Source organism: Brachybacterium vulturis, assembly GCF_002407185.1.
Taxonomy (GTDB): domain Bacteria; phylum Actinomycetota; class Actinomycetes; order Actinomycetales; family Dermabacteraceae; genus Brachybacterium; species Brachybacterium vulturis.
The window spans coordinates 428,123-445,803 of record NZ_CP023563.1 but is presented as its reverse complement, the minus strand read 5'-3'; the positions used below and the strand labels follow the sequence as shown (position 1 = coordinate 445,803).

General features: G+C 72.8%; 11 protein-coding genes. 8 read left to right on the top strand and 3 right to left on the bottom strand.

The window, feature by feature from the left end; translation table 11 throughout:
- Positions 1-112 precede the first annotated feature (112 nt).
- Both CFK38_RS01940 and CFK38_RS01935 read left to right on the top strand, forming a co-directional pair.
- On the top strand, positions 113-676 hold the full coding sequence (locus CFK38_RS01940; protein WP_096801562.1) for a hypothetical protein: 564 nt from the start codon (positions 113-115) through the stop codon (positions 674-676).
- 57 nt (positions 677-733) lie between these two features.
- Complete coding sequence (locus CFK38_RS01935) at positions 734-2,377, top strand: glycoside hydrolase family 31 protein (RefSeq protein ID WP_218192332.1); 1,644 nt, start codon at positions 734-736, stop codon at positions 2,375-2,377.
- 63 nt (positions 2,378-2,440) lie between these two features.
- Here the strand turns inward: CFK38_RS01935 and CFK38_RS01930 are convergent, their stop codons facing one another.
- On the bottom strand, positions 2,441-6,334 hold the full coding sequence (locus CFK38_RS01930; protein WP_157773312.1) for a hypothetical protein: 3,894 nt from the start codon (positions 6,332-6,334) through the stop codon (positions 2,441-2,443).
- Positions 6,335-6,462: 128 nt separating this feature from the next.
- Between CFK38_RS01930 and CFK38_RS01925 the strand changes: the two genes are divergently transcribed.
- Positions 6,463-7,902: a sulfatase family protein gene (locus CFK38_RS01925; RefSeq protein ID WP_096801559.1), complete on the top strand. Its 1,440-nt coding sequence runs from the start codon at positions 6,463-6,465 to the stop codon at positions 7,900-7,902.
- Positions 7,903-7,974: 72 nt separating this feature from the next.
- Here the strand turns inward: CFK38_RS01925 and CFK38_RS01920 are convergent, their stop codons facing one another.
- Entirely contained in the window at positions 7,975-11,253 is a 3,279-nt protein-coding gene (locus tag CFK38_RS01920) for a glycoside hydrolase family 2 TIM barrel-domain containing protein (RefSeq protein ID WP_245851184.1), read from the bottom strand.
- A 122-nt stretch (positions 11,254-11,375) separates the two neighbouring features.
- Between CFK38_RS01920 and CFK38_RS01915 the strand changes: the two genes are divergently transcribed.
- Positions 11,376-12,431 (top strand): LacI family DNA-binding transcriptional regulator, encoded by a 1,056-nt coding sequence (locus CFK38_RS01915; protein ID WP_172895757.1) that lies wholly within the window; start codon positions 11,376-11,378, stop codon positions 12,429-12,431.
- Positions 12,432-12,689: 258 nt separating this feature from the next.
- On the top strand, positions 12,690-14,141 hold the full coding sequence (locus tag CFK38_RS01910) for a sulfatase family protein (RefSeq protein ID WP_096801557.1): 1,452 nt from the start codon (positions 12,690-12,692) through the stop codon (positions 14,139-14,141).
- Positions 14,142-14,220: 79 nt separating this feature from the next.
- Here CFK38_RS01910 and CFK38_RS01905 read toward each other — a convergent pair whose 3' ends face one another.
- Positions 14,221-14,895 carry a histidine phosphatase family protein gene (locus tag CFK38_RS01905; RefSeq protein ID WP_096801556.1) on the bottom strand — a complete coding sequence of 225 codons (675 nt, stop codon included), beginning with the start codon at positions 14,893-14,895 and terminating at the stop codon, positions 14,221-14,223.
- 98 nt (positions 14,896-14,993) lie between these two features.
- On the opposite strand from CFK38_RS01905, the gene CFK38_RS01900 reads away from it, so the two are divergent.
- The 3 genes from CFK38_RS01900 to CFK38_RS01890 all read left to right on the top strand — a co-directional run bounded on the left by CFK38_RS01900 (position 14,994) and on the right by CFK38_RS01890 (position 17,620).
- Entirely contained in the window at positions 14,994-15,992 is a 999-nt protein-coding gene (locus CFK38_RS01900; RefSeq protein ID WP_096801555.1) for a dihydroxyacetone kinase subunit DhaK, read from the top strand.
- Positions 15,993-16,002: 10 nt separating this feature from the next.
- Entirely contained in the window at positions 16,003-16,671 is a 669-nt protein-coding gene (locus CFK38_RS01895) for a DAK2 domain-containing protein (RefSeq protein ID WP_096801554.1), read from the top strand.
- Between the two features lie 130 nt (positions 16,672-16,801).
- A complete protein-coding gene (locus CFK38_RS01890; RefSeq protein WP_096801553.1) occupies positions 16,802-17,620 on the top strand; it encodes a sulfite exporter TauE/SafE family protein in 819 nt (272 codons plus the stop codon).
- The last annotated feature ends 61 nt before the right edge of the window (positions 17,621-17,681 follow it).

The following is a 17,681-nucleotide window of genomic DNA, read 5'->3' as shown; positions in this document are numbered from 1 at the left end:
AGCGCGACCGGAACCCATGGTGTGAGCAGTCGTTCACGTCGCGCACGCATCCGCCCAGGTGGCGTGCTGTGCCGAGATGCGAACGCCTGCACAGGCGTGCTAAGTATCAATCATGCTCACAACACGTCACCTCCGCACCGGTGCGGCCGCCGCCGCCCTCATCCTCTCCCTCGCCGCCTGTGGCGCCTCGCAGGACGAGAGCCCCACGGCGAGCAGCGACAGCGGCGGCGCCGAGGCGGGCGAGACCACGCAGGCCGCACCGGAGCAGTCGCCCGAGGACTCCGAGGAGTCGGCGACCGAGGACGGCTCCGCCGCCGAGGAGCAGGACTCCGCGGACGAGGGCGACGACGCCGCCGCAGGCGTGGAGGCCGGCACCCTCACGATCACCCTGGACGGCGAGGAGACCACCCTCACGCCGGACATCGTGCGCTGCAACGGGGAGCCCGGCACGATCCGCAACGTCATCATCAAGGGGCAGGAGGGCGAGCTCCCGCTGATCAAGGTGACGCCCGGAGAGTTCGCCATGGTGAAGCTCGACGATCAGGGCGAGCCGGAGAAGAGCTCCTCCACGACGGACATCACCGCCGAGGACGACACGATCACCTTCGCCGAGGCGACGATCGGCGACGCCGTGGTCGACGGCACCGTGCCGTGCCTGCAGGGCGAGGACGACTGAGCGTCCACCACGGGGACGACCCCGCGCCGCGGCGCGGTCTTTTCGTAGACTTCCCGGGTGACCAGCGACGCGACCAGCCCTGACCATGCGCCCGAGCCCGCCTCGACGCTGCGGATCCCTCTGCAGGATCACGAACGATGGTGGGGCGGTCGCGCTGCCGACGCCCACGCCATGCCCTACGGCACTGCGGAGTTCGCTCGCGATCTCGCCGGTGCCGAGCCCGTTCCGGGCCGTCCCGCCGAGGGCTGCAACCAGGCCTCGCCGCTGCTGATCTCCAGCACGGGACGCCGGGTGCAGGCCGACGGCCCCTTCCGCTTCCGCTTCCGCGAGGGCGAGCTCGAGGTCACCGGGGCGGGAGTGCGCCTGGAGACCAACGGGCAGAGCCTGCGCTCGGCGCTGCAGGGCGCCGCCGATGCCACCGGCCCGGTCGACAGCGCCACCACCTCCGCGGACGGCGCCGCCCCCGCCGATGCCGCCGCACGTCGCGGCGGCACCATCCGGGTCGGCGGCCCGCTGCCGGACCGTGCGCTGTTCACCGGCCCGCAGTACAACTCGTGGATCGAGCAGCCCTTCCTGCCCACCCAGGACGGGGTGCTCGACTACGTGCGGCGCCTGCTGGACGCCGGCCTGCCGCCCGGGGTCGTGATGATCGACGACATGTGGTCGGCCGACTACGGCAACTGGACCTTCGACGCGGCCCGATTCCCCGACCCCGCCCACCTGGCGCGCACCCTGCATGACTGGGGATGCCGCCTGATGCTCTGGGTGGTGCCCTACATCAGCCCCGACTCTCCCGCCTTCCGTCGGCTCGAGGGCGCGGGTCTGCTGCTGCGCGGGGCCGACGGCCACACCGCCCTGCGCCGCTGGTGGAACGGGGTCAGCGCCGTCCTGGACCTCTCGGAGCCGCAGGCCGTGCAGTGGTTCCACGAGCAGGCGGACGCGCTGTGCGCGCTCGGCGTGGACGGCTTCAAGTTCGACGGCGCCGACGTCGGCGACTTCCGGGACGACGACCTCACCGGCGGGCTGAGGCCCGTGGACATGTGCCGCCAGTGGTCGCGCCTGGCGGCGCGCTACCCGCTCAGCGAGATGCGCGCCAGCTGGGACATGGGCGGGCAGCCGCTCGCGCAGCGCGTCCAGGACACCCCGCCCGCCTGGGGCGAGGCCGGCATCGTTAGCCTGATCCCGCGGATGATTGCCCAGTCCCTGATGGGCTACGCCTACTGCTGCCCGGACATGGTCGGCGGCGGCGAGATCAGCGCCATGCAGAGCCAGGGCGACATCGACCAGGAGTTCTTCGTCCGCTACGCGCAGGTCGCGGCGCTGGCACCGATGATCCAGTTCTCCGCCTCCCCGGCCCGGGTGCTGGACGAGGAGCACCTCGCCGCGGTGCGGGCCGCCCTCCGGCTGCGCGAGCACCACCTGGGCCGCCTCCTGGACCTCGCCGAGCACGCCGCTCGCACCGGGGAGCCGATCCTGCGCCCCATGGCCTACCACCATCCCGGCCTGGAGGACGTCCGGGACCAGTTCATGCTCGGCGAGGACCTCGTGGTCGCCCCGGTGCTCGAGCGGGGGGCGCGCTCGCGCCGCGTCATCCTCCCCGCCGGCACCTGGACCGATGCCCAGGGACGCCGGCACGAGGGGCCGACGACGATCGAGGTGGACGCCCCGCTGGAGGCGCTGCCCGTCCTGCTGCGGGCCTGAGGCCCGCGCGGGCGTGAGGACACCCCGCCCCTGCCCGCGCGGCGCGCTCTCAGCCCCCGCAGCTCACCAGGCCTCCACGGCGGCTGTGACGAGGTCCCGCAGCGTGCGCAGGTCCGCGGGCGAGGTCCCCCACCAGTCGGCGCCGTGACGGTGGACGAGGCGCTGCGCCTGGTCCAGGAAGTGCTCGACCTTCTCCCGGGCCGACTCCTCGCCGCCCCGCCAGGTGATCGCGGAGGACTGGGCCTTCTCGAGCCGCTGCTCCAGCTGCGAGGCGCGATTCGGGGTGATCGCCCCGTCCTCCTGCAGGGTGCGCAGGTGCAGGAGCGTGCGGGTGATCCCCGAGGTCGCCCGGGCCAGCGTCGGGTCGTCCAGGAAGGCGGTCAGCCGAGGATCCTCGTGGTAGAGCCGGAGCAGATCCGCGAGGGCGGCCGCCTGCCAGTCGCCGGAGGCCGCCAGGGCGTCCCCGTAGCTGTCGCGCAGTCCTGCCTTCCGCACGGTGTCGAGATCCCTGGTCGCGGTCATGCGCTCGCGCCACGGCTCGCGGCGCGTGAACTCGAGGTTCCACACCCCCCGATAGTGCTGCAGCATCTCGTCGACCACGAAGCCCACCTCGTCCGGCCGCGGGGTGGAACGGGGCAGGACCATCAGGCTCTGACCCACGATCGCCTGGCGCGCCGGGTCCTCGCGCGTCGGGGTGGGGAACAGCAGCACCGCGACATCGTCGGGAGCCAGGGGATGCTCCCCGCCGGGCCGGGCCTCGGCCGTCACGGTCCACTCCTCATCCTTCGGCCAGGTCATGGTCTGCACGCCCCAGTCCGCGATCTCCCGCACGGCCCGCTCCGTGTTGTCGTGGTAGACGAAGTAGGGGTGGCGGTACGCCTCGATGCTCCGGTACGGGCGCACCATCATCGCGATCTCTCCGCGGCCGAACATCGCCTCGGCCTCGTCCGCATCCTCCACGCGGACCAGGACCCCCCGGCCGCGGAGATGCTCATAGGTCTCCATCGCGCGGCGGAGCGGCTCGCCCTCCAGGCCCTCCCACCGGGTCTCGACGCCGCAGGAGATCAGCAGCTGGCGGAAGAAGTCGTCGGTGTCGGCCAGCAGCGGTGTCCCCTCGGGGACGGCGTCGGCGATCTGCAGCAGGTCGGCGAGCACGGTGCCGCCGGAGCGCTGCGCGCCGCCCAGGTCGCGCGTGACACCCAGGGCGCGCAGCCGAGCGCGGTGCACGAAGAGCGCCAGGAAGTCCGTGGTGTGGTCCTGCGCCAGCCCCCAGGTGGCTCCCGCGGTGGTCGCGAGGTCGAGGGCGGGCCGCTTCCACTTGTCCTCGTCGAGGTCGACGGTGCCCACCTCGTCCCAGGCGCGCAGGGCCTCGGCGTCCAGGAGGTTCTCGGCGTGGTCCCACAACCAGGTATCGGGGACCACGACCGCGTCCACCGCCAGCGCGCCGGAGCGGATCTCCTCGACCAGCTGTGCCACGTCGTGCTCCAGCTCGACGATCTCGATCGTGCAGTGGCCGTCGCGCTGGATCCGCTCGAGCCGGAACTCCCAGATGTCCTGGGTGTAGTACCGCTCGCCGATGGCGCCGATGTCCCCGCCCCGCGTGAGGGTGAGCGTCCGGCCGTCGTGGATCTCGCTCTCGGGCGGCAGGCCGGGGTTGCGGCCGATCTGCGGGCGGGGAGCCGGCGACTGCGCCCCGGCGACCACCCCGATCCGCACCGTGCGACCACCGAGATCCCGCTGGGGGAGCGGAGTGCTCAGCGCCGGATCACCGACCAGTCGGGGATCGTCCGACGCCTCCTCGGTGGGCTCGCTGACGCTGGACCGGGCGCCGCCGAGCTCCCAGAAGAAGAGGTCGCCGAGGCCGCCGCCGAGGTCCGTGCTCAGCTCGTAGCGTCCCGAGCCCAGGGAGCGCAGCGGCACCTCGGCGATGCCGCCGTCGATCCGCGAGACCCTGCGCAGCCGCGAGGCCGTGCTCGCCTCCGGCAGCTGGAACTCCAGAGCGACCGTCTGCCGGGTCTCGAAGGAGGACCCCTGCTGCATCTCGGCCGGCAGGCCGTCGCCCGCGGTCATGCCGTTGAGCACCATGAAGTAGCGCGGATCCGTGGACGTGAACACGGACCGGTCCTCCTCGGACAGCCCGGTCAGAGGATCGAAGAAGCCGACGAAGACGTCCCCCTCGAGCCCGTCGTTCGCGCCGCCGGGGTTCGTCGCGCTGATCCCGGTCAGGAAGATCTGCTGGGCCGCCTCGCTGCCTAGCACCGTGTCCAGGACGGGGGTGTCCGGATCCGCCGCGTTGGCGACGGTCCGCCCCTCGGAGTCCAGGTGCCGGCCCAGCACCACCGCGACCTGCGTGTTCTGCAGCCGCAGCAGATGCGGGGCGACGGCCTTGGTCTGGGCGATGGTGTTGCGGAACCAGTCGAAGTGCCGGTAGCGCTCCGAGGCGCCGTCGGGACTCACCCGGTAGTCGGTGAAGAGGTAGGCGGGCGCGTCGTGGATCCAGCGGAAGTTGCTGAGGAGCTTGGCGCCGAAGGTCAGGGCCGCGAAGCTGTACAGGTGGATCTGGGACTCGGTGAGCTCGTACCAGCCGTCCCCTCGGCGCAGGTCGGTCGCCGCTCCCGGGCCGGTGCGCCAGGCATAGGTGTAGTGGCCCCACGGGATCGGCTGCCGCCCGGTGCCGTCATGACCCGCGGCGGCGGCGAGCCGGTAGCGGTTCAGGTCGCCGATGAGCCCCAGGGTGGTCCCGCCGACCGTCTGGCCGACCCGCCGTTCGCGGAAGTAGTACATGTCGAAGGAGAGCAGATCCGGTCTCGCGACGGACAGGTACTTGGCGAGCTGGTCCCGGCCGAAGGTCGAGATCGGCGCCATCCCCGGGCGCGGCGTGGTGCCCACCTCGTTGTGATAGGCGAGGACGTCGGGGTAGCGCGTCCGGACCACCTCGAACCACGACTTCAGGTTCTGCACGAGGGTGTCGGACCAGTTCTCCTCGTCGCCGATGCACATCGCCGCCAGGCTCTCGAGGTCGGCCAGGCCGTTGTGCTCGTCCAGGAACCCCGCCTCGCGGATCTCCGGGGTCGGGGAGCCGGTCAGCCGCCTGCCGTCCACGTGATCGAGGTCCTGGTAGGTGGAGGAGAGGTGACGGGCGTAGGGGCCGAAGGCCGAGGCCCATGTGATCGGATTGTCGATGCCCGCGCTCTCGACGAGGAACTCGGGGCTGTAGTTGGGGGCATCGTTGAACTGCGCGCCGGTGTATCCGATCTCCGCGAAGTCCTCCGGGGTGGGCTGGACCATCCATGCCCGCTGCGCGGAGGCCTCCTCGGTGGGCATCCAGGTCATGAACTGGAATCCGTGGTCGAGCAGGAGGCGATGGCCCCGGGAGAGCTCATCGATCGCCGGGAGCGGCGCGGGGTCCTCGCCGAGGGAGGAGCGCACCACGATCCCCACCCCGTCGATCTCGACGGGCCCGTCGGCGACGGTGAACACGGCGCGCGCCGTCGAGGGGTCGGCCTCGCCCGTGGTGAAGTCGTACCGGAACTCGAGCCATTCGTCCCGCCCGATGGCGAGATGCTCGAGCCAGTTCAGGAGGTTGTCCCGCCCCTCGGGGGCGGTCTCCCACGAGCTCAGGTCGCCGGTGCCGTCGTGGTAGTCCAGGATCTCCGGGTTCTTGAAGCCGGAGAGCCGGAAGGACGTCGTGCCGGCGGACTTCAGACGGAAGCGGACCGTGTGCTCGGTGCGGGGCGCGAGATCCTCGAGCAGGAGGGTCCAGGACCCGCCGGGCTGCACGAGGACCCGGGGTCCGCCGTGCGAGGACTCCTCGGCGAGGATCTCCACCGGTCCCGACGCGGAGTTGCCCGCCCCCGAGGTCGGCTGGGCGTGGGCCGGCTCGCGCCACAGAGCCACGGTCGCCGCCCCTCCCAACGCACTGGTCAGCACGGCACGACGTGAGGGCGACAACTGCATGTCCATCTCCTGGGCTCGGGGGACAAGCGCGTCCTCGCAGCTTGCCTGGCGGGTACTGTAGGGGAGCTAGAACGAGTTAGCAAGGGTGGCCCGCGCCCCCGTCCCTCCACCGATCGACCGAGGACACCATGTCTCCCACCCTGGCCGAGCGCCCCCACATCCTGCTGATCATCTCCGATGACCACGGCTACGCCGACCTCTCCTCGCGGGGCAGCGCGGACGCCCGCACCCCGCACCTCGACCGGCTCGCCGCCAGCGGCATGAGCTTCGACAGCGCCTACGTCACGGCCCCCATCTGCTCTCCCTCGCGGGCCGGCCTGATCGCAGGCGCTCACCAGCAGCGCTGGGGCGGTCACTGGTTCTCCGACGCCTCCTTCCCGCCCGAGCAGCAGCCCGTGCTGCCCGAGCTGCTGGGAGAGGGCGGGTACCGCACCGGCTACTTCGGGAAGGTCCACTACGGTTTCGAGCAGCCCGGGGACCGCGCCTGCCCCGAGCGCCACGGCTTCGACTCCTCCTTCTACGGCATGACCTCCACCAGCGCCGGCCGCCTGCACTACCTCCACCATTCCCGGGCGTCGCGCGAGCGGCTGGGCGACGAGTTCCACGCCGTGCACGGGGTGAACCCGATGTTCGAGAACGGTCGGGAGACGGACTGCGAACGGCACCTCACCAGCGAGTTCGCACAGCGGGCGATCGACTTCATGGGCCCGGCCCCCGAGGCGGCGGCCGACGGGGCACCGGCGGAGGACCCGTTCTTCTGCATGGTCGCCTTCAACGCCGTGCACAACTTCGCCTGGCAGCTGCCGGAGGACGAGCTCGCCGTCCGCGCCCTGCCCTCCCACGACGACTTCGACCCCGACACCGACAAGTACATCGACTGGTACGACGGAGCGATCTCCCCGCACCTCGAGAACGGCCGCGGCTACTACCTCGCGCAGCTGGAGATCATGGACCGCGAGATCGGGCGGATGCTCGACCACCTCGAGGCCACCGGGCGCAGGGAGCACACCCTGGTCGTCTACCTCACCGACAACGGCGGCTCCGCCTGCAACTACGGAATCAACGCCCCGCTGCACGGCACCAAGTACAGCCTCTTCGAGGGCGGCGTCCGAGTGCCCCTGATGGTCTCCTGGCCGGGCCGGATCCAGCCCGGCTCACGCAGCGACGTGCTGATCTCCTCCATGGACCTGCTGCCCACCTTCCTCGCCGCCGCCGGCCTCCGCCCTCCCCGGCCCGAGCAGATCGACGGCCGGCCCCTGCAGGACTGCTGGGAAGGGGACGGCACCGGCCACGAGCTGCTGCACTTCGACACCGGCTTCCAGTGGGCGGTGCGGGACCGCGAGTGGAAGCTGCGCTGGGTGGACGAGGAGGACACCACCTACCGCGACCGGCTGCTGCGCAACGAGCACACCGACATCGGCGCGGGCCTGACCCTGGTGCCGATCGGCACGGACCTCGACGAGAGCCCGCAGGCCGATGTCGCGGACCAGCACCCCGAGGTGGTCGCCGCCCTGCTCGAGGCCCACCGCGACTGGTCCGCGCGGATGCGCTCCCACGCCTCCGCCTGAGGAGCGCCCCGCCCCCGCCGCCGGTAGCCCCGGGCCCGCAGGACCGGGGCCCGCCGCGCGGCGGGGGAGCGCTCACGCCCCCGGGCCGCCTCCGGTGCGGAACCGGAAGGCCGCGGTGACGGGGCCGGGCCGCAGCTGGTGCTCGGGGCGCACGTCGGGCCCGCAGGAGCGGGACCCGAGGCCGTGCTGGGCGAGGTCCAGGTGCAGATGCCAGCTCCCGGAGGCCGGCAGCTCGTCATGATGGGCGACCTGCAGCTCGTGCGGGGCCCATGGGGAGAGGGTGAAGCCCGGGGCGCCCTCCAGGGTGCGGACGGTGAGCGTGCGGCCGTCCGGACGCCGCACGGTGAGCTCGCGCAGGTCGCTGCGGTGCCCCGTGGTCTGCGGCCGCACCCGCGGATGGTGCAGCGCGGTCAGCGGCAGGCGGTGCCGACCGGCCCAGGTGACCACCCGCAGATCCGACCACGACTCCTCCGGGCCCAGGCCGAACCACTCGGCCTCCCACTGCTGGGGCTCCTCATCGGCGGGCAGGACGAGGTGGAGGCCGACCCGCGGCCAGGTGCCCTCCCAGCTGCCCGCGGGCGAGACCTCGATGCGGCAGTCCAGCACGAGGCCGGCCTCCGGCCCCGCCGTGAGCCGCCGCGCGGTCCAGACCAGGCGGGTCTCCACTCCGAGGGCGCTGCCGGCCGGGGCCAGCCGGCGCCGGACCACCAGCTCCCCGGCCTCCAGGGCCACACCGGCGGTGGTGGTCACCAGGCGGTCCAGGCCCCGCGCTCGCCAGCGGTCCGCCGAGGACGGGCCGCGGGCGCCGCCGCCGGCGCCGCGGGTGAGCGCCGGATCCGCCGCCTCGTAGTCGAGCGCTCCGTGCCCCTCATCGTTGTCGGTCGGGGCGCGCCACAGCTCGATCCCGTGCTCGGCCAGCTCCAGGCCCCCGCTGCCCGCCAGGAACCCGTCGGCCGTGAAGCGGAACCCGGGCCCCGGCGCCGTGGCACCGTCCTCTCCGACGGCAGGGGGCGCGGCGATCACGAAGCTCGCGCCCTCCTGCACGATCGGCACGAGCTGCGCGGCGGGCGCCGGGGCGGCGGGCCGACGGGGCGGCTCGACCGGGTGCTGACGCCGGCTGACCAGGTGCCCGGCCGCGGCCCAGGGAGTCTCGCGCACCAGGCGCACCTCGAGCAGCAGCAGGCACTCCGCGGCCTCGCTCTGCGGATGCCGGATCGCCGCCGCCAGGGAGTCCGGAGCGGCCAGGGTGTGCGTGGTGGCGGGAGCGAGCGGCCCCAGTGGGAGCGTACCGCTGCCGATGACCTGCCCGTCGACCTCGTACCGCCAGGCCAGGCCGAGATCCTCGGTGGTGGTGAACTGCCTCCGGGACTCGATCATCAGCTGACCTCGGCCGGGGCCGTCGCTGCGCCAGCGGGCGCGCACCGGCGCCACGGACTCGGCCCAGTGCCGCAACCCCGGGTGCGGGGCGTTCTCGGCGTCCGCCAGCCCGTCGATCACGAAGTTGCCGTCGTGCAGCGGCTCCCCGAAGTCGCCGCCGTAGCGCCAGCGGCGCTGACCGTCGGCCGTGCGGACCGCGACCGCGTGGTCCTTCCACTCCCACACGAAACCGCCCGCGATCCGCTCGTGCTCCTCGATCAGCGCCGCGTACTCCGCGACCCCGCCCGGACCGGTGCCCATCGCATGCAGGTACTCCACCAGGATCAGCGGCTTCGCGCGCACCCGGGCCGCCTCCTCGGCGGTGATCCGGGAGGCGGCGTGATGGGCGACGGCCACGGGCCCCTCGGGCGCGAGCCAGCTGCGGATCTCCTCGAGCGCCGGGTACATCCGGGCGTAGACGTCCGTATAGGCGCCGGCGTAGTCGCCCTCGTAGTGCAGCGGCCGGCGGGGATCGCGGGCGTGGACCCAGTCCGCCATCGCCGCCAGGTTCTGCCCGGTCGAGGACTCGTTGCCGAGCGACCACAGGATGATCGAGGGGTGGTTCTTGTCCCGCTCGACGGTGCGGGCGATGCGGTCCACGAGCATGTCGCGCCAGGCCGGATCGTCGGTGGGATTGCCCTCCCAGCCCCGGACGTCGAAGCCGTGGGTCTCGAGGTCCGATTCGAGCATCACCCACATGCCGATCTCATCGGCCAGGTCCAGCCAGCGGGCATCCGGCGGGTAGTGGGCCGTGCGGACCGCGTCCACGTTCGCCCGCTTCATCGCCAGCAGCTCCTCGCGCGCGACCTCGAGGTCGATCACCCGCCCGGTGCGCGGATCCCACTCGTGCCGGTTCACACCGCGCAGGATGATCGGGCGACCGTTGACCCGCAGCACCCCGTCGACCACCTCGACGCGGCGGAACCCCACCGTGATCTCGACGGTCTCCGCCCCGGAGGAGACCGTGGCGCGGTAGCGGCGGGGGTTCTCGGCGGTCCAGGGCTCCACGCCCGGCAGCACGATCGGGGCGATCGGCCCGGGCCCGGGCACCTCCCACTCCAGGCCCAGCTCGGGGAGCGCGACGGTGAGCGGCCACGCCTGCGGCGGGGCCGAGAGCTCCACGTGCAGCAGCCCGGTGCCGTCCTCGGCGAGATCGCCGTCCAGCCAGGCGTCATCGATCCGCGCGGCCGGACGGTGGCGCAGCGAGACGGAGCGGAAGATGCCCGGCAGCCACCACTGGTCCTGGTCCTCGACATAGGAGCCGGCCGACCACTGGATCACCCGGATCACCAGCACGTTGTCCCGCTCGTGCAGGAGCCCGGTGACGTCGAAGTCCTGGGTGAGGCGCGAGCCCTGACGGGTGCCCACCTCGGTCCCGTTCAGCCAGATCCGCGCGAAGGACTCGATGCCCTCGGTGCGCAGGTGCACGTCCCCGGCGCGGGGCCAGTCGCCGGGCAGGTCGAAGACCCGCCGGTGGTCGCCGGTGGGGTTCGCATCCGGCACGTGCGGGGGGTCGACGGGGAAGGGGTAGAGGACGTTGGTGTACTGCGGGCCGTCGGGGCCCGGCTGCTCCGGCATCGACCAGTGGGCCGGCAGCGTGATGGTGGTCCAGTCCGGGCCGAGCCGCTGCGCGCCGAGCATGTCGATCGGGGCCGCGGGGGACGGCGACCAGCGGAAGTCCCAGTCGCCGTCGAGGTCGAGGACCGGGGTGTCCGTGCGCAGCGCCGCGGTGGGGGCGAGCCGGCGCCCCGTGCCCGGGCCGATCACCTCATGGGCGGGCGGGCAGTTCATGGGCGGGCGGGCAGTCGCGGTGCTCGCGGGCTCCGGGGGCCGGGCGTTCTCGGCGGTCGCCACCGCCGTGGTGGCGCCGCCGTCACCGCGGGGAGGCCCCTGGGAACGGTCACCGACGGGAGACTTCTCGAACCGGACCACCATGGCTGCACCTCCGCAGGCCGGGCCCCACGGCCGCGCCGCAGCGCACCGGTGCCCGGGAAGACGTTGTCGACCCGACGCTAACACGAGTTTGGTACGGGGCGCCGATGTGTGAGACTTGGCGGGTGGCCAGATCCAATCGCAATGACGTCGCACGGCGGGCCGGTGTCGCCCCGTCGACCGTCTCCAACGTGCTCAACGGTCGTGCGGCCGCGCTCCGCATCGCCGACACGACCGCCGAGCGGGTGCGCCGCGCCGCCCATGAGCTCGGGTACATCCCGCAGGCCTCGGCGCGCTCCCTGCGCTCGGGCGGCTCCTCGACCATCGGCCTGATGCTCGCCCCGCTGCCGCCCAGCCCCTTCGTGCCGATCGTGCACGAGGTGGTCACCGCCGCGATCACCGGCACCCAGCGACGCGGGAAGCTGGTGCTGCCGTTCGCGGACCCGGGGGAGGGGGGCGAGGACACCGCCTACGTGGACCGCGTGATGGCGGACGTCGACCTCGCGGGCGTCATCTGCGAGCTCTCCGCCCACAACCTCGCCGCCGGGCGCCGCCTCCATCAGCTCGACGTCCCGGTGGTGTGGATGTCCCTGGCCCCAACCGCGCAGCGCCCGCCGGGCATCGCCCACGTCATGGTGGACCAGGCGGCCGGCTGGGCGCCCCTGCTGGACTCCCTCGAGATCGAGGACGACAAGGAGATCGCGATGCTGGTCGGGCCGATGTTCCGCCCCGCCCGCCTGGACCTGGTCGCCGAGCGGTTCCCGGGCCGGACCCGCCTGCTGGAGGCCTCCTCGTGGCTGCCCGACGGCGGCGCCCAGGCGGTGCACCAGCTGCTGGCCGACCGCGCGGACATCGGCGCGATCGTCTGCGCCGACGACTCCCTGGCCCACGGCGCGATGCTCGCCCTGCGCGACGAGGGGATCGACGTGCCCGGCGAGATCTCCGTGGTGGGCTTCGGCGGCTGGGAGGAGCCGGTCACGGGCGTGGGCACCCTCGCCACGGCCTCCTGGCCGGTGCGCGCACTGACCGAGTCCGCGGTGGGCACCCTGCTGGACCACCTCGAGGGCGTCCACCGCCGCGAGCTCGCGGCGGAGGCCCCGGTCACCGAGGTGCTGGCCGGGATCCCGCTGCCGGGACCGAGCGCCCGGCTCGGGCGCGCCTCGGCGATGCGGGCCGAGTGATGCGAGCACTCCATCGGCCGCCGGCCCGGCGCGCCGGGGCTCCCGAGAGATCGGGTCTCTGGGCCGGAAACACGAGTCCGGACTCGTGATAGTCCGCGAGATCGTCTCGTCACCCGGGCCGGACATCGGTAGTCTGGTCGGGCGGCTCCGAGGCCGACGAGCAGTGCGCGGGCACGCGCACGAGACTGGGTCGGTCATCGCAGTCGTCGATGCCGCCGCCGTCCCCGACCCCGTCCACCCCTCCAGGAGCCCTCTTCCATGACCCGCCCGAACATCGTCTTCGTGATGAGCGACGACCACGCGGCCCACTCGATCTCCGCCTACGGCAGCCGCGTGAACACCACCCCGCACCTGGACCGCCTGGCCCACGAGGGCGCCCGCATGGACGCCGTGTACTGCACCAACGCGATCTGCACCCCCTCGCGCGCCTCGATCCTGTCCGGCACCTACAGCCACATCAACCGCGCCCCCTCGATCTACTCCGAGTTCGACTACCGGGTGCGCACCTTCCCCGAGGTGCTCCAGGAGTGCGGGTACCAGACGGCGCTGTACGGCAAGTGGCACCTGGGCCACAGCGAGGTCTCCCGCCCCCGCGGCTTCGACGACTGGCGGATCTTCCCCGGCCAGGGCGCCTACCACGACCCCGTGATGACCGGCCCCGACGGCGAGGAGCAGATCACCGGCTACGCCACCGACATCGTCACCCGCCAGAGCCTCGACTTCCTCGAGGCCCGCGACCCGGAGCAGCCGTTCTGCCTCCTGGTCCACCACAAGGCCCCGCACCGGCCCTGGCTCCCGCACCCCCGCTACGAGGGCCGGTACGAGGCCGGCACCATTGAAGAGCCGGAGACGATGTGGGACGAGCACACCGGCCGCGCCCAGGTGGTGCGCGAGGTCGCGATGCAGCTCGACGACCTCCGCCCCACCGACTACAAGGACCAGCTGCCCGCCGAGCTCGAGGGCGACGGCGAGGACTCGCGCCGTGAGCGGATCTCCTGGAAGTACCAGCGGTACATGCGCGACTACCTGCGCTGCGTGCAGGCGGTCGACGACTCCGTGGGCGAGATCCTCGACTACCTCGAGGAGAACGGACTGGCCGAGGACACGCTCGTGATCTACACCTCCGACCAGGGCTTCTTCCTCGGCGACCACGGCTGGTTCGACAAGCGGCTGATGCTCGACGAGTCGCTGACCATGCCGATGCTGGTGCGGTGGCCCGCACAGATCGCCGCGGGCTCCCGCGTCACCGACATCGTCTCCAACGTGGACTTCGCCGCCACCCTGCTCGAGGTCGCGGGCCAGGACGCGGAGGCGCTGCCGGACCAGCAGGGACGCAGCTTCCTGCCGCAGCTGCGCGGCGAGCAGGTGGAGGACTGGCGCCAGGCCGTCTACTACCGCTACTGGGAGCACGACGATCCCGAGCACCACGCCCCGGCCCACTACGGCGTGCGCACCCCCACCCACAAGTACATCCGCTACTACAACGACGGGCTCGGCACCCCCGGCTCCTCGACCCGGATCATGCCCGTCGAGGACGAGCTGTACGACCTGGTCGCGGACCCGCAGGAGATGACCAACGTCGCGGGCGACCCCGCCTACGCGGAGGTGCTCGGGGCGCTGAAGTCGCTCACCGCCGAGCTGCAGGCCGAGTACGGGGACGCCCCCTACGAGGGCCCGGACACCCCGCGGCTGGAGTGGCCGACCGCCTGACGCGGACGGAGAGCCCGGGGCGGGCGGCGGCGCCCGGCGGGGCGCGGCCGCCCCCGCCCGCCCCGCGGAGCGAGGGGCCTCAGACGGCGGCGTCGGCCTCCTGATCGGCGGTGACGTCATGCGAGGTGTCGCCGAGCAGGTGCGCGCCGCCGACGGGGTCGCTGCTCCAGTCCTCGAGCACCCAGCCCCGGTCGGGATGGCCGACGAGGGTGACCATGCCGGTGTTGAACAGCGGACGCTCCTCGAGCGTGGCCGCCCCGATCCCGCCGACCACCGCGGCGAACACGCGGATCGCGGCGCCATGGCTGACCACCACGACCGTCGCGTCCTCGGCGTACAGCCCGGCGATGTGGCGCAGCGCCCCGGTGTAGCGGTCCCAGAACACTCGCCCCGTCTCCCCGCCGGGCACGCCGTCGTCGAACTCTCCCGTGCTCCAGCGGGAGTGCATCTCCTGGTAGGCGGTGATGGCCGACCGGTCCCGTCGCATCTGGAGGTCCCCGGCGCTGATCTCCTCGAGACCCGCGGTCAGGCGAGGGCTGAGATCCAGCGCGGCGGCCAGCGGCGCCGCGGTCTCATGGGTGCGCAGCAGGCGCGAGACGTGCATCCCGGCGATGTCCTCGCGCGCGAGCGCGCCCGGGATCGCCTCCGCCTGCCGGCGCCCCAGCGCGGTCAGTCCCGGACCGGGGTACCCGGCATCGAGGATCCCCTCGACGTTGCTGGGGGTCTGACCATGACGGAGGAGGAGCAGGCGCATGGCTCGCACCGTACGCGATCCTGCGCCGACCCTCTGCGGTGCGGCTCACAGCGGGATAGCGTGGGGGCATCGGCCCCGCCCGGAAGGAGCGCACCACCATGCGTCGCAGCATCGTCAATGATCCCGAGGATCTGGTCCCCGAGGCCCTAGAGGGGCTCATGCTCAGCCATCCGCTGATGCTCGACCTCCACGAGGAGCACCGCTTCATCACCCGGCGCCGGCCCGCCACCGACAAGGTGGGCCTGGTCTCCGGCGGCGGCTCCGGCCATGAGCCGCTGCACGCCGGCTTCGTGGGCACGGGCATGCTCGACGTCGCGGTCGCCGGTGCCGTCTTCGCCAGCCCCACCGCCCTGCAGGTGCTCGAGGCCACCAAGGCGGCCGACGCCGGCCGCGGCGTGGTCCAGATCGTCAAGAACTACACCGGCGACGTGCTGAACTTCCGCATCGCCGGGGAGATCAGCGGCGACGACGCCGTCGAGACCGAGATGGTGCTGGTCGACGACGACCTCGCCACCGACACCGGGGTCGCGGACGGCCCCGGGCGCCGCGGCACCGCCGCCACCGTCATCGTCGAGAAGCTGTGCGGCGCCGCCGCCGAGGCCGGGGCGAGCCTGCAGGAGGTCGCCGCCATCGGCCGCCGCGCCGCAGGCCGCGCCCGCACCATGAGCCTCGCCCTCTCCGCCGGGACCCACCCCGGCGACAGCGAGCCCCAGTTCACGCTCGAGGACGACGAGGTCGAGCTGGGCGTGGGCATCCATGGCGAACGCGGCCGGGACCGCGTCCCCTTCCGCGACGCCGACGGCCTCACCGAGCTGCTGCTGGAACCGCTGCGCGCCGAGCTCGCACTGCACCGCGGCGACGAGGTGCTCGCGATCGTCAACGGGCTCGGCGGCACCTACCCGCTGGAGCTGAACGTGGTGGCCCGCTCCCTGCACCACCACCTGGCCGATGCGGGGGTGTCGATCGCACGCTCCCTGGTCGGCTCCTTTGTGACCAGCCTCGACATGCACGGCATCTCGATCACCCTGATGCCGCTGGACGACGAGCAGGCCCGACTCTGGGACGCCCCTGTCCGCACCCCTGCCCTGACCTGGTGAGGAGACCGAGATGACCAGCAACGAGACCCTGCCCGACGACTTCGGCCGCGCCTTCATCCGCGGCGTGCACGAGCACCTCGGCGGCGCCGCCGACGCGCTCGGCGACCTCGACCGCCGCGCCGGAGACGGCGACTTCGGCGCCAACGTCCGCACCGCCCTGAAGCTCGCCGCCGAGAACATCGAGGCCGACCATCCCGCCACCTACCGCCAGTGGGGGACCACGATGTACATGGGCTGGCTCGGGGTGGGCGGCACCAGCGGGCCTCTGTTCGGCATGTTCTTCCGCGACCTCGCCAAGGCCGCCGACGATGAGGCCGAGCCCACCCTCGCCCAGTTCGCCGAGGCGCTCGGGGCCGGGCAGGCCACGATCCAGAAGTACGGCGAGGCGACGGTGGGGGACAAGACCATGGTCGACTCCCTCGACCCGGCCGTGACCGCGCTGCGCACGGCCGTCGAGGCGGGAACGCCGGCGGGCGAGGCGCTCGCCGCCGCGGAGAAGGCCGCGGTCGAGGCCGCCCGGACGACGGCCGAGACCACCGCGCGACGGGGCCGCGCCAGCTACGTCGGTGACCTCGCCAAGGGCGTCATCGACCCCGGCGCCGCGGCGATGGCCCTGGTCATCGGTGCCGCCCGCGCCGCCGTCGACGGCGCAGAGGTGGGCGCCGACTGGATCGGGTGAGCCGAGGCGGCCATCGGGGTGCTGAGGTTCTCGCGTCTCCGTCGCTCCTCTCGGCGGTGCGATGGGCGCGCCTCGACGCCGTGTGGACCGACGGGCCCGACACCGACGTGCGCTGATAAGTTCACCCACCATGCCCGATCTCGCCGCGCTCATCCCCGCTCTGGGCGTCGGCCCCTGGCTGCTGGTGGCTCTCGGCGCGCTGATCGTCGGCTTCTCCAAGACCGCCCTGCCCGGCGCCGGGACCATCGCCGTGGGCATCTTCGCGCTGGCCATGCCGGCCAAGGAGTCCACCGCCGCGCTGCTGCTCCTGCTCATCGTGGGCGACATGACCGCGCTGTGGGTCTACCGGCGCGAACCGGATTGGCGCACCCTGCTGCGCCTGCTGCCCAGCGCGATGATCGGCGTGGTGATCGGGGTGTTCTACTTCGCGCACGTGGACGGTGAAGGGGTGCGCCTGACCATCGGCGTCATCCTGCTGGCCCTGGTGATCCTCACCCTGTGGCGTCGGCACCTCACCCGCCGCCGCGCCGCCGCCGCGGCCCGCGCCGGAGAGCTGCCGGCAGCTGTGGTGGCGGGCTTCCAGCCCGGTGCCGCGGCCGCTGCGCAGGGCATCGGCTACGGCCTGATGGGCGGATTCACCACCATGGTCGCCAACGCCGCCGGACCCGTGATGTCGCTGTACTTCTATGCGATGCGGATGCCGGTGCTGACCTTCCTGGGCACCTCCGCCTGGTACTTCGCGATCATCAACCTGTTCAAGGTGCCGTTCTCGGCCGGCCTGGGGCTGATCACCCGCGACACCCTGGTGATGGACGCGATGCTGATCCCCGTCGTGCTGCTCGGCGCATTCGTCGGCGCGAAGGTCGCCCGGCGCATCCCGCAGCAGGTGTTCGAGAACCTCATCCTCGTGCTCACCGTCGCGGCCGCGCTCAGCCTGCTGGTGATCTGAATCTGCTGGTGCTCTGAATCTGCTGGTGCTCTGATCCTGCTGGTGCTCTGATCCTGCTGGT